The sequence below is a fragment of the Niveibacterium umoris genome (genome assembly GCF_014197015.1).
GTDB classification, from domain to species: domain Bacteria; phylum Pseudomonadota; class Gammaproteobacteria; order Burkholderiales; family Rhodocyclaceae; genus Niveibacterium; species Niveibacterium umoris.
The window spans coordinates 1,750,939-1,763,613 of the sequence record NZ_JACIET010000001.1; the positions used below are offsets into that span (position 1 = coordinate 1,750,939).

Sequence of the window (12,675 nt, forward strand, 5' to 3'; positions counted from 1 at the left end):
GCCGACCGACCCGCCCCGCAGCGATCTGCCAACGACGCGCCACAAAAGAAAAAGGGCGCCGAAGCGCCCTTCTTTCCATCGAATCCGAAGACCCGATTAGTTCGTGCCGCGACGCAGCAGCGAGGACACCGAGATCGAACCCGTCGTCGGGTTGACCACGTTGTACACGCCCTGGATCGTGTCGTTCGGCGCCGAGACCGTGAAGACCACGGCTGCACGGGTGTTGGCCGAGAAACCAGCGCAGATGTCAGCAGCGCTGACAATCAACTGCTTGCCGGCCTTCAGGGTGCCGGTAGCGGCCGAGCCCGGGGTCGTGCAGGTGTTGCCGTCTTCGGTGATCAGCGTTGCCTTGTAGTCGGCATCTTGCGTGTACTGGCTGGTCAGCACGAAGCGCGAAACGTAGTTCGCGTTAGTGGTGAACCATGGGCCTTGCAGCTCGGTACCGTTGTGCAGGAACTCGCCGAAGGCAGTGCCCGAGACATCAGGCACAGCCAAAGCCGTCGCAGCCTCCGTGTAGTCGATCGCTGCATTGGTCTGCTGGACTGCGATCTCCGGGTTGGTCGGAGCCGCGGCAGCGACCTGGTAGCAAACGGTCCAAGTCGAAGGCGAAGCGCCGGTATTGAGCGGGATCGCCGAGGCGACGTCGAACGCGGCGCTCTTGAAGTCACCAGCGACCGAACCGACGACATCAACGAGACTGCAATCGGCAGCCGACGAGAGGTACATCTGGATGGTCGAACTGAAGTCAGCGGAACTGCCGCCAACCGTCAGCACGTTCTTGTCTGCCGCCGTATCGACCAGGTCGGTCTTGGCGACGTTTCCGCCAGCGGCATTCAGCACATCGGCGATGCCGAAGGTCACCGTACCAAGGCTGGCTACCCACGGCGTGGCGGAGTCGAACTGGCTAAAGGCCGGAACCGCAGCGACGTCAGCGTAGGACGAGTTCTTCGTGAAGGAAGCAGACAGCGCCTTGGCGAACTTGACGATCGCAACACCGGAGTTCTTATACAGCAGCGAGCTACCGGTCGCACCGGCCACGGCCGACACTGCGGTCTCATGCAACTGGTACGAAACGGTCACGTTCGATGCGGTCGAGTCGATGGTGATACCTGCAGCCGGCAGGCCCAGGAACACAGTATCGGTTTCGGAGTTGCCAGCACCACCGGAGGTGATCTGGAGGATCACGTAGTTCTGACCTGCAGCACCGCCCTGCGAGACGACGACGTTCGCCAGACCATCAACGGACGACACCAGAGTCGGATCGAACGCGGCGGCAAACTTGGCGTTCGTCAGCTCGAGGCGGATGTAACGGTTCTGCGAGGCAGACACACCAAAACCCAGCTTGGTCTCGAGATCGAGCTGGTTGGCGCCATTCGAGATACCGCTCGAGTAATCAAGCTCGCTCGCGTAAGTCGGCGGAGTGCCCGGGCTATCAAGATTCACACCGGGGAACGCAGCAAATGCGCCGCCAGCAACGAGGGATGCAACCGCTACCACGAGGGCTTTCTTGGCGGTCAGGATTTTCATGAAGCAACTCTCCAGAGCTTATTGTCAGGTTTGCAAATCATCTGCGTGGCGCACGACCACGCGCTTTTCGGATTCCAAGCCTGCCAACGATGACCAGCGCGACCGAGAAAACGAGGCGACGCACCGAACCGCACGGATTCGTGAGCGAACGCACGCGGGGATTGTAGCAGCAGCCGACGCGCCATCGCCCCCGGGCAGCCTGACAAGGACGCCGGAAAAAAGAAAAAGGGCGCCGAAGCGCCCTTTTTTCCATCGAATCGGGAGATTCGATTAGTTCGTGCCGCGACGCAGCAGCGAGGACACCGAGATCGAACCCGTCGTCGGGTTGACCACGTTGTACACGCCCTGGATCGTGTTGTTCGGCGCCGAGACCGTGAAGACCACGGCTGCACGGGTGTTCGCCGAGAAACCAGCACAGATGTCAGCAGCGCTGACGATCAACTGCTTGCCCGCCTTCAGGGTGCCGGTAGCGGCCGAGCCCGGGGTCGTGCAGGTGTTGCCGTCTTCGGTGATCAGCGTCGCCTTGTAGTCAGCATCTTGCGTGTACTGGCTGGTCAGCACGAAGCGCGAAACGTAGTTCGCGTTGGTGGTGAACCACGGGCCTTGCAGCTCGGTACCGTTGTGCAGGATTTCGCCGAAAGCGGTCGCCGAAACGTCCGCCACAGCAGTAGCCGTACCAGCTTCGGTGTAGTTGATCGCAGCGGTGGTCTGCTGGATCGCGATCGGGTCGGTCGTGTTGGCAACGTAGCAGACCGTGGCCGTAGCCGGCGAAGCGGCGTTGTTGGCCGGCATCACGCCAAAGACGTCGAACGTGGCGCTCTTGAAGTCGCCAGCGATCGAACCGCCCACACCACCACCGGCACAAGTACCGGCCGGATCCAGCGCCATCGAAGCCGCCGAGCTGAAGTCGGCGTTGGTGCCAGCAATGGTCAGGAGGTTGTCACCAGCGCCAGCCGACACCAGATCGATCAGCGCGACGTTGCCGCCGGCAGCATTCAGCACGTCGGCGATCGCGAAGCTGACGGTGCCGAGGCTGGTGGTCGTAGCGTTGATGGCGCCGGTGCCGGTTTCGAACTGGCTGAAGGCCGGGGTGGCGGCCACATCAGCGTAGGAGGTGTTCTTCGTGAAGGTCGCCGACAGTGCCTTGGCGAACTTGACGATGGCAACACCGGAGTTCTTGTACAGCAGCGCAGCACCCGAAGCGCCGGCAACGGCCGACACAGCGGTTTCATGCAGTTGGTACGAAACGGTCACGTTCGACGCGGTCGAATCGATGGTGATACCAGCGGCCGGCAGGCCCAGGCTCACGACATCGGTTTCAGCCGTACCGTTCGGGGTGTTCGAGGTGACTTGGAGGATCACATAGTTCTGGCCAACCGCACCACCCTGCGAAACGACGACGTTGTCGAAGGTGTTCGGGGCGACCGACACGAGCGTGGTGTCGAACGGGGCGGCGAACTTGGCGTTCGTCAGCTCGAGGCGGATGTAGCGGTTTTGACCAGCCGACACGCCAAAGCCCAGCTTGGTTGTGAGGTCGAGATTGCCAGTGTTGGCAATGCCAGCCGAGTAATCGAGTTCGCTGGCGTAGGTCGGCGGGGTGCCCGGGGCGTCGAGGTTGACGACAGCGAATGCACCGCCAGCAACCAGGGATGCAACCGCAGCCACGAGGACTTTCTTGGCGGTCTTGATTTTCATGTAGTCATTCTCCAAAAAGCTTTTGTCAGATTTGCAAATCGGGTGCGAAGGGCTTAACTGCGCACCAGACCGATTCTAATTGCCAAAATCACGGTGTCAAGCGGCCGGCCGGGGGTTTACCGTTCCGAGAGCGGCGCCGTTGCATACTTTACACCAAATCGTGCCATAACCCGGGATACCACAGGCTTGCTGGGCTCCCGCGGCGTGCGCAAACCACCGGCATAAAGTGGCACCGCAATATTCGCGCCGACCTGAGTGCGCCGTACACCCATGACGACGAGAGCGAGCGCTGGGCATACGCCCGCGAACCAAAAGGCGCAAGTGAAACATCACCGCACCCCAACCGTGGCCTCAAATTCCGGCACGCGTATTGGATCGATCGTTTCAAGCAAGTCATCGAGACCTGGGCACTCCGATTCTCCGGGGACTTCGGATCCTCACCCGAAACCGACAATCTTCGTCAGCCCAGGTGACGCATTGCGACAGCTTTCAAAACATCGCAGGCAATAGGACAGCAAGCCTGGAGTGCGGCAAAGAAAATCAGGCGCTCTTGCGTTGCATCAAAGGAAAACCGTCCCAGCGGGCGGCGCGAGTTCGCCTGTCATTGCCCCTGGAAAGCGACGGGCCAATCGGATCAGCCACGGCAGCGTGACAACTCACCCAATGGCGCCTGCACTCGACTCTGCCAGCACCTGATCCACTTGGCGGCCCCAAGCGCTCAGGCGCACGCCGGCACTAACGCGGGCCCCCTCAGCAGGGGCATGGCACGAATTGACTGGCCTGAAACAGCCGCAAATCAGATCTTGCTTGTATTGAGACTCGTAATCGCCATCATGACTGCGACCATAATGAACCCGATGACGCAACCGATCACCAGAATTGCGACAGGCTCGATCAGCGCAAGTACGCGTTTCATCCGCCCCCGCGCCGATTCGGTTTGCAGGCGCCCTAGCTCACTAAGCATGCGCGGCAACTCCCCCGCCCTTTCACCTACCCGAATCAGGTTAAGGCGGGTGGGCGGAATCCAAGCCTGCTCCTCAAGGACGTCGGACAATGCTCTCCCGCGGCGAAGCTCCTGCACCGCATCAAGCACATAGCGACGCAGGCGACGGAGCGACAGGGCATCGGCAGAGAGTGTCAAGGCTTCGAGCACCGGAACCCGACTCCCGAGCAGCGACGCAGTGAGCGAGGCCCAGCGGCCGATGTCTGACTCGCGCAACCAGTCCCCAATGACTGGCGTGCCGGTGAGCACATCCGCCATTTCCGCCCGGAATCGGCTGTCGCGCAGCACAAACGCAAGCATGACCCCTATCGCCAACGCGGCGCTGGCAAACCCGGTGAGATGCCCCTGCACATAGACACCCGCTTCGATCACCCAGCGGGATACCGCGGGCAAATCGGCGCGGCCCGACTTCAGCATTGAGGCAAATCTTGGCACGACAGCGATGAAGACAATCAGGATCGCGGCGATTCCCGCAAGAACGAGAATGGCCGGATAGATCAGCGCGTTGCGGAATTCGTCCCTGGTCTGACGTTCGTAGTCAAGCTGTACGGCAGTGGATTCGAGCGCTGCAGCCAGTTCTCCCGCGGCTTCACCGGCTTCGAGCAGCGCGAAGGCCCAAACAGGAAGCTCGAGTTGTGCAGCGCGCAGGGCAGCAACTGTTCTTTGTCCGGACTTGATCTCGCCGCTGGCGCGCTCCAGCACTACTCCGAGCGACGAGTCCGCATAGGCCCCGGCAAGAGCCGGCAACGCTTCGGCCATCGAAACGCCTGCGGAGAGCAAACTGGCGAACTCGCGCAGGATCACCACGCGATCTGCGAGGGACGCACTTGCATTCGCACGGCGCCACGAGGGCACATTGACACCGGAGATTGCGAGCTGGACCGGCGTCAAGCCGCGTCGGATCAGTTGCCGCGCTGCGTCGGTGTCGTCAAGAGCGGTCAATCGGCCTTCTACGAGTTCACCCTCAGCAGACCGCGCACGGTAGCGATAGTCAGCCATCTGTTCAGGTCGAGACCATGTCGGCACTGGTTGTTCGCAGGGACTCATCGAGCGTCGTCACACCCTGCGACGCCTTGAAAAGCCCGTCGGCGCGGAGAGATCTGAAACCGTACCGTTGCGCAATGGTCCGCAGACTCAGGGCTGACTGGCCTTCTGCCACAGCGTGCTGAATCTCTTCGGTGACAGACAGCATCTCGTAGATACCAACACGCCCCCTGTACCCGGTACCACCGCAGGCCGGACATCCGATGCCATGTCGCCAGGATGTACCTGGTACCGCAGCATGTCCATGCTGCCGCTCCAACTCCGCCTGTGTCGCAAGTTCCAGTTCAATATCTCGTGGCACGCTCGCCGCAACGGAGCAGGAGCCGCAAAGCCTTCGTACCAAACGCTGAGCCATGACCGCCCGTACGGAAGCAGCGACGAGAAATGGCTCGATACCCATATCCACCAGCCGTGTAAATGCCGAAGGCGCATCGTTGGTATGGATTGTCGCCAGAACGAGGTGGCCAGTCAGTGCAGACTGGATAGCGATCTCAGCAGTCTCGCGATCGCGAATTTCGCCCACCATGATGATGTCCGGGTCGTGACGCAGAATTGCCCGCAACGCCTTGGCAAACGTATAGCCAATTTCGCTTTGGGTCTGAATCTGAACGATGCCAGGCAGTCGGTATTCGACCGGATCCTCTACCGTGACTATCTTCCGGGTCGCATCGGTGACCGAGGCAAGTGCCGAATAGAGTGTGGTGCTCTTGCCGGATCCCGTCGGACCCGTAACCAGAATCAATCCATTGGGAAACTCTAGCCAGCGCTCCATGCGCTCGAGTTGGCTCGGATCCATTCCCAGCACCGACAAACTCAGATCGCTGCGACGCTTGGGGAGCAAACGCAGGACGATGGATTCGCCATGCACTGCCGGTATGGTGGAAACCCGGACATCGAGCTCAGTTCCAGCCGCTCGAAGCGAGATTCGACCATCCTGCGGTAGGCGTCGTTCGGCGATGTCAAGGTTAGCGACCAACTTCACGCGCGATGCAACCGCCGGGTAGCGCCCCATGGGGAGCTTTTGCCGCTGGTGAAGCACGCCGTCAATCCGGTAACGGATTTCGAAATTCGCCTCACCTGGCTCGATGTGAATGTCGGACGCCCGCGCTTCAATGGCCTGGGCCACAACATTGTTCACCAAGGCGATGATTGGGGCATCTTCGGCAAGCTCCCTCAGCGCCGCAACGTCGTCACCGGATAAGGATGGAGCGTGATGGTGCGCTATGGCCTGTTCCAGTTCCGCCGCGCGAATGAAGTGCCAGACCGGTGCGCCGCCCCGCAGCACGCCACGAACCGCATCTCGCAACTGGGGATCCAGTGGATCAGGAGAGGCCGCGTGGATCGCGTCATCGGCCCACCACAACAGTACGCGATGATCCGACATCCATTCCGGGCTCAGGCGGATGCGTTCCCGCGCTTGCTGAATGCCATCGACCGGGAGTTCATGCACTGCCACCAGCGGGATACCGGTTTGGTCGCATAGCACCGGCAGCAGGGTTTCCTCGGAGAGCGCCCCCATCCGGATCAGCACAGCACCGATGCGCCCCCCATGTGCGCGTTGGAGGAGCAAACCCTGTTCGAGTTCAGGCGCGGTCAGCTTGGCGCGTTCAATTAGGATCTGTCCGAGCGGGCGGCGATCGGTCATAGGCGTGTATCAAGAAGCGAGTTTCGGGCAAATCCCGGGAAAGCGAGGCTTTCACGGCCCCCGAGAGTTTCGTCAGGCGCGATAGTACTCGCGATACCAGGCAACGAAACGGGAAACGCCGTCAGAAATCGCCGTACCCGGCCTGTGATCGACCCACCCGGCTAGCGCAGAGACATCGGCATAAGTCGCAGGCACGTCGCCCGGCTGTATGGGCAGAAGGTTCTTTTCCGCGCTCTGGCCCAGCGCAATCTCAATCGCCTCAATGAACGCCATAAGTTCAACCGGCCCCTGATTCCCGATATTGAAGACACGGTATGGCGCACGCGCTGTAGCGGGGTCCGGGTTCTGGGGATTGAACTCAGGATTCGGTTCTGCCGGACGATCGAGTGTGCGGATGACGCCTTCGACGATATCGTCGATGTAGGTGAAATCGCGCTGCATCTTGCCGTAATTGAAGACGTCGATCGGACGGCCTTCGAGGATGGCTTTGGTGAACAGGAACAGCGCCATGTCCGGGCGTCCCCAGGGGCCGTACACGGTGAAAAAGCGCAGACCGGTGGTCGGCAGGCCATAGAGATGGCTGTAGGTGTGCGCCATCAGCTCGTTGGCCTTCTTCGTCGCGGCGTAGAGGCTGACCGGGTGGTCGACGCTATCCGATTCGGAGAAGGGCATCTTCTCGTTGCCGCCATACACGCTTGAACTGCTCGCATAAACCAGGTGTTCCACCTTGGCGTGGCGACAGCCTTCGAGGATGTTGGTGAAGCCAACAATGTTCGACTCGATATAAGCGTGCGGATTGATAAGCGAGTAGCGCACGCCCGCTTGCGCGGCCAGATGCACGACGCGATCGAACTTCTCTTCGGCGAACAGCTTTTCGATCGACGGGCGATCGGACACGTCCATCAGGACAAAGCGAAAATTCGGGTGCGGGGTCAGGCGGGCGAGGCGGTCGCGCTTGAGTTGGGGGTCGTAGTAGTCGTTAAGATTATCCAGACCAACCACGACATCGCCGCGTTCGAGCAAACGCAGGCTGGTGTGCATGCCGATGAAACCGGCCGCACCTGTGACGAGAACTTTCATTGCGGGCCACCTGTTCCCTCAATGACGCGCAGGCTCGATGACCGGAATCACAGAACCGCTGCCAAGGGGAGAGAAGTTGAACGGTTAGCGTCTCTCATGGACGCCTGCCGGATTCTGTCATCGCTCAGCAAGTCTTCGCCGAGCGTGCTGCAGTGCGGCGCGGATTATCTCACACCGGCCCAGTGGCACCAAACCGCCGCCAGACATCGACTGGCGCCAGTTTGCAGGACTTTGTTTAACGTCAATCGACCCTGTGGCAGCATTCAGCCGATGTGGAAAAAGATACGCATTACCCTGCTCGCACTGATCCTGGCCACCGTCATCGTCGATACTTGGCGCTCACAGCACAAGGCGAGCGAATGGCGCGCCACGCTGCACGTTGCGGTATATCCGATCAACGCAGACGGTAGCGATGCGGCCGCCCGGCGAATCGCCTCGCTGGAGCAGTCCTCGTTTGAGGACATCGAGCGTTTTCTTGGTGATGAAGCGCAGCGCTACGGCATCACCACGTCCCGCCCGGTCAAACTGACCCTGCAGCCGCCGCTTTCGTCTGCGCCGCCTCTGGCTCCAAAACACGCAAGCATGCTCGAAGCAGTGGCCTGGAGCCTCAAGCTTCGTTGGTGGGTCTGGCGCCTGCCGCCGGCAACGCCGCGGCCTGACATACGCCTGTTTGTACAATACTGGCAGGCCAAGAACGGAGGCATTCCAGCCTCGCATGGTCTGGAGCGCGGCCACATTGCCATCGCGCACGTTTTTGCCGATGGCGCCATGCAACGCGCCAACGCCGTCGTGATCGCCCACGAATTGCTTCACACCCTTGGCGCGACCGACAAGTACGACTTCGCGACCCTCGAACCGGTGTACCCGGAGGGCTACGCCGAACCCGATGCGCAGCCGCGGCTGCCGCAGCGCTTCTGCGAACTCATGGCAGGGCGAATACCACGCGGCGACATGCCGCCGGAGCAGCCGCGCGGACTTGATGACTGCCTTGTTGGCGCCAAGACGGCGCGCGAAATCGGCTTCATCAAACCCGCAAGCTGATCGATCAGGGAATCAGCCCCAAACGGGCGCCCGCCCCCATGTCGCCAGCGAGATCAGTGCAGTGCCAAGGGTGGCGTTTCGCGCAATGCGTCCAGAACCCGCTCCAACGCCAGCACCGAAGCCGACGGCAGCCCGATCCGCAAACTCGATGCGCGGCCATGACCGACGAGCAAACAGAGTTCCGAGCCCTGTTCGACGGCGAGCAGCGTCCAGGCCAGCGGGAATGCGCGATTCACGAAGGTAACAACCTTACCCCACGCGTTGAGACCCGCGGGTGGTTGTCCGCTGCGCGGCGGAAGCGCATCGAGGATGATGCACAGATAACGATCACTCGTCGCCAGCAGCCCGGCCGGTACCGGAGGGCGCCCTGCTTTGCCGGTCACTTCAGGCCAGCTCGCCAGGCCACGCACCGGGTCGGTGGCGGGCATCGATTCCTGCATCGCGCTGCGCAGCTTGAACGGCAGCGCTGGATCGGCCTTCAGCGTGGTGCCGAAGCCAACGTTGGCAGCGGGGTTCGCGGGGAGTCCTGCCAGAATTTCATGTACCACTGCGCGGAACAGATCCGCGCCCACCATGTTGAAGGCCACGACACAACTGGATTCCGCCTCGCCCGCGTCAAGCCGCAATTCCCCATGCAACAAGAGTTGTGAGAGCTCAATCACGCGGGTCTTTGCAAAGCTTGCCTCGCGCGCGACCACGCCACTTTCACCGTTGGCGAAGGCCACCCACCAGAAGTCCGAACCGATTGCGAGGGTGTTTTCGGGCACCGAAAGCCCGTATGTCTCGAATCGAGGGGTATGAATGATCGCCCTCGGCGCGCCCTCCTGGGCAAAACGCTTGGCCATCAGCGAGCGGAACGGTTCAGCAACTTCGTTGATGCTATCCAGGCTTTCCGGAAACGGCAGTTGCCTTCCCGCGCCGCGCCCGATTGCGAGTTGTGTCGAAAGCGTGCCCATGGTCCAACCCTCCGAATGAATGCCCGCGCGGTGAGCCCCAACAAGGCACCCGCGCCTACTTCACTCTAGACCCGCGATGCGTTCGCCTCCAGTCGGCACGGTGAGCTCGCACATGAACGCGCAATCGATCTTATGGTGCGGCGAGGGGCGGCGAACACCCACTGACGCCCACGCAAGACCAATGTCTGTAAAACGGCGCACCATCGCCTATATGTTGAGGCGGTTGAATACAAATCCGGGCAGATGTCGAATCACCCACATGATTGCGCGCCACTTCGCCGGCGCGTAAACGACCGGACGCCCGGCCGCAATGCCTTCGACAATGCATGCGGCAACCTGCTCAACAGGCGCGAGTGGCGCACCCTGCCCTTTCAATTGCGCAGTCATGGGCGTATCGGTTGGGCCCGGCTTGACCAGCACGACCTTGATTGCGGTACCGGCAAACCGATGCTGCATGCCCTGCAGGTATCGGTTCACGAGCCCCTTGGCGGCGCCATACGCATAGTTGGATTTCCGGCCGCGATCGCCTGCAACGGACCCGATCACCGCCAGCGTCCCATGGCCCGCATTCGCCATGTGCTGCGCAAAGGCTTCGGCAAACAGGGCGGGTGAAACGCCGTTGACTTCGAGCGCATCTCGGCAGCGCCGCAGGTCCGTCTCGCACTCTGCCTGGACGGGAAGATCGCCATGCGCTATCAGCACAACATCGATGGAGCCGCCTGCGCTTGCATGCGCCGCGGTTCGCCCGATCGCATCCGGATCACACATGTTTGTCTCGATCACGCGGATGGCTGATCCTGGGCTGCGTACCATCAGATCGTCCGCAACCCTCTGCAAGCGACTGGCATCACGCCCAATGAGCACAAGCTCGGCCGGCCCAGCGCGGAGCCAGTTGCGCGCACAATGCTCGGCAATGGACGAGGTCGCTCCGACAATTGCAATTCGCTTCATTTGCGGCATGTTCTAGCTCCCCATCAAACGTCGTGACAAAGCCGAACTGATTCCGGGATCGCGGAATCGCGAGAACTCCGCGAGCCTTGGATAACCCGCCTCGAACAAATCACGGGGCATGCGCGCATCTTTGGCTGGATACAAGCGCCCGCCCGCCTCCCGGACAATAGCGTCAAGGCTTGCGAACAAACGGTGCACACGATCGCCACGATTCGGGAAATCCAGCGCCAACGTCACGCCAGGCATCGGGAAGCTGAGCAAGCCGACCGGTTGTCGATTGCCGAAGGTCTTGAGCACCGCGAGGAACGACCCGTCGCCGGAACGGGAGATCTCGCGAAGCATGGCGCCGACCGCCGCCTCGCCAGACGCCCGCGGAACCACGCTTTGATACTGATAAAACCCTTTAGGGCCGTACATCAGATTCCACTGCAGAAGGTTGTCTAACGGGTAGAAGAACGATTCGTAATGTGTAATGCGGCGTTGGGCTTTCAGACGCGACAGGTTGAAGTAGGCAAGGTTGAAGCTGCGCAACGACAGCCGGTTGACCAGCGAGAACGGCGGCGCAAACGGCATCTTTCGTTCCCGTGCCCTAGGCGCTTCGCGAGGTCCGATCGCAGCCGGATTTCCCCGCATGAAAAGGCCGCGCCCCCCTCCCGCTGAAATGCAGTCAAGCCAGGAAACGGTATGTTCCCACCCGGATTCCGACGCGTCAGACATTGCAAAAAAAGCTGGCAAGTCCGCATATGGCAAGGTCTCGGCATCGATCCAGGGGCTCGCCACACGCTTGAGCTGGATCTCCGCCGACACGATGACACCGGTCAAGCCAAGACCACCAACCGTAGCGGCGAACCATTCCGGCCGGACTTCGTGTCCGCACTCTATGACCTCACCGTCAGTGCGAACAAGACGAATGCGCCGAACGTGGTCGCCGAAACTGCCATCCACATGATGATTCTTGCCGTGGACATCATTTGCGATCGCCCCCCCAACGGTCACGATCTGGGTGCCGGGCGTGACCGGAAGAATCCATCCGCGCGGAATGCAGAGCCGCTGAATATCCTTCAGCTGTACCCCGGCCTCACAGACAAGCCGCCCCGAGGCCTCGTCGAAGGCGACGAAGTGGTCGAGACCGCGTGTCAGCCATAGCGCCCCGCCCGGATTCAAGCACACATCTCCGTAGCTCCGCCCCATGCCGTATGCCAGGCCCGGCGCCGAACGTGCCGACACGACGCGCACAAGCTCGGCAGGATTTGCCAACGCCACTACTTCATGCGGGTCGGCGCTCAAGCGGCCCCACGATGCGATCGGCCTCATGATGCGTTCTCCCGGAACACATAACGCTTGTCGAGCTGGTATTTCGACAGGTAACCGATCGCCAGCCCGAGAATCCCGCCCAGGTAACGCATCCCCTTGCTCTGGAACAGCAGGTCAAATCCGAATTCGAAGCCCCAGAAGATCGCCGTGGTGACGATACCCATCAGCGTATAGAGCAGAAATGTGTGAGCGTCGTGCGCGGCGTTGCGAGCCCTGAAACCAAAGATATAGCGCTTGTCGAGCAGGTACTTCATCACCAGACCGACGCCCGTCCCGACCAGGATCGAGAATGTGACACTGAACGGACCCTCGTAGATCCGTACCGTCAGGTCCTGCGCGCAAATGTTTGCCGCGGTAGCGATCAGTGCGAAAATGGCATAGAGGCTTGCGAGTTTCATCGGACCGATTTTCCTACCTTC

The 12,675-nt window shown here is 61.2% G+C and carries 10 protein-coding genes; 1 reads left to right on the forward strand and 9 read right to left on the reverse strand.

The features are described 5' to 3' along the window. Positions 1 to 96: 96 nt before the first annotated feature. From GGR36_RS07925 to GGR36_RS07945, 5 genes are all read right to left on the reverse strand, one after another. Entirely contained in the window at positions 97 to 1,527 is a 1,431-nt protein-coding gene (locus GGR36_RS07925) for a hypothetical protein (RefSeq protein ID WP_183633987.1), read from the reverse strand. Positions 1,528 to 1,797: 270 nt separating this feature from the next. Then, positions 1,798 to 3,222: a hypothetical protein gene (locus GGR36_RS07930; RefSeq protein ID WP_183633993.1), complete on the reverse strand. Its 1,425-nt coding sequence runs from the start codon at positions 3,220 to 3,222 to the stop codon at positions 1,798 to 1,800. A gap of 796 nt (positions 3,223 to 4,018) precedes the next feature. Further along, on the reverse strand, positions 4,019 to 5,167 hold the full coding sequence (locus GGR36_RS07935; protein WP_207064280.1) for a type II secretion system F family protein: 1,149 nt from the start codon (positions 5,165 to 5,167) through the stop codon (positions 4,019 to 4,021). Between the two features lie 61 nt (positions 5,168 to 5,228). After that, on the reverse strand, positions 5,229 to 6,914 hold the full coding sequence (locus GGR36_RS07940) for a GspE/PulE family protein (RefSeq protein WP_183634003.1): 1,686 nt from the start codon (positions 6,912 to 6,914) through the stop codon (positions 5,229 to 5,231). A 72-nt stretch (positions 6,915 to 6,986) separates the two neighbouring features. After that, entirely contained in the window at positions 6,987 to 7,994 is a 1,008-nt protein-coding gene (locus GGR36_RS07945) for an NAD-dependent epimerase (RefSeq protein WP_183634005.1), read from the reverse strand. A gap of 21 nt (positions 7,995 to 8,015) precedes the next feature. Here GGR36_RS07945 and GGR36_RS07950 point away from each other — a divergent pair, with 21 nt between their 5' ends. Next, positions 8,016 to 9,035, forward strand: a complete 1,020-nt coding sequence (locus GGR36_RS07950) for a hypothetical protein (protein WP_242533069.1) — start codon at positions 8,016 to 8,018, stop codon at positions 9,033 to 9,035. A 53-nt stretch (positions 9,036 to 9,088) separates the two neighbouring features. Here GGR36_RS07950 and GGR36_RS07955 read toward each other — a convergent pair whose 3' ends face one another. From GGR36_RS07955 to GGR36_RS07970, 4 genes are all read right to left on the reverse strand, one after another. After that, positions 9,089 to 9,991 (reverse strand): hypothetical protein, encoded by a 903-nt coding sequence (locus tag GGR36_RS07955; protein WP_183634007.1) that lies wholly within the window; start codon positions 9,989 to 9,991, stop codon positions 9,089 to 9,091. Positions 9,992 to 10,198: 207 nt separating this feature from the next. After that, complete coding sequence (locus tag GGR36_RS07960; RefSeq protein ID WP_183634009.1) at positions 10,199 to 10,951, reverse strand: SDR family NAD(P)-dependent oxidoreductase; 753 nt, start codon at positions 10,949 to 10,951, stop codon at positions 10,199 to 10,201. A gap of 3 nt (positions 10,952 to 10,954) precedes the next feature. After that, positions 10,955 to 12,256 (reverse strand): FAD-binding oxidoreductase, encoded by a 1,302-nt coding sequence (locus GGR36_RS07965; protein ID WP_183634011.1) that lies wholly within the window; start codon positions 12,254 to 12,256, stop codon positions 10,955 to 10,957. Next, positions 12,253 to 12,654, reverse strand: coding sequence for a GtrA family protein (locus GGR36_RS07970; protein ID WP_183634013.1), 402 nt, complete (start codon positions 12,652 to 12,654; stop codon positions 12,253 to 12,255). The genes GGR36_RS07965 and GGR36_RS07970 overlap by 4 nt, the downstream gene beginning before the upstream one ends. Positions 12,655 to 12,675: the final 21 nt, after the last annotated feature.

Coding starts and splice junctions, on each gene's coding strand:
- GGR36_RS07950 (WP_242533069.1), top strand. CDS start 8,016: ATGACGCGCAGGCTCGATGACCGGAATCACAGAACCGCTGCCAAGGGG.
- GGR36_RS07955 (WP_183634007.1), bottom strand. CDS start 9,991: ATGGGCACGCTTTCGACACAACTCGCAATCGGGCGCGGCGCGGGAAGG.
- GGR36_RS07970 (WP_183634013.1), bottom strand. CDS start 12,654: ATGAAACTCGCAAGCCTCTATGCCATTTTCGCACTGATCGCTACCGCG.
- GGR36_RS07940 (WP_183634003.1), bottom strand. CDS start 6,914: ATGACCGATCGCCGCCCGCTCGGACAGATCCTAATTGAACGCGCCAAG.
- GGR36_RS07930 (WP_183633993.1), bottom strand. CDS start 3,222: ATGAAAATCAAGACCGCCAAGAAAGTCCTCGTGGCTGCGGTTGCATCC.
- GGR36_RS07965 (WP_183634011.1), bottom strand. CDS start 12,256: ATGAGGCCGATCGCATCGTGGGGCCGCTTGAGCGCCGACCCGCATGAA.
- GGR36_RS07945 (WP_183634005.1), bottom strand. CDS start 7,994: ATGAAAGTTCTCGTCACAGGTGCGGCCGGTTTCATCGGCATGCACACC.
- GGR36_RS07925 (WP_183633987.1), bottom strand. CDS start 1,527: ATGAAAATCCTGACCGCCAAGAAAGCCCTCGTGGTAGCGGTTGCATCC.
- GGR36_RS07960 (WP_183634009.1), bottom strand. CDS start 10,951: ATGCCGCAAATGAAGCGAATTGCAATTGTCGGAGCGACCTCGTCCATT.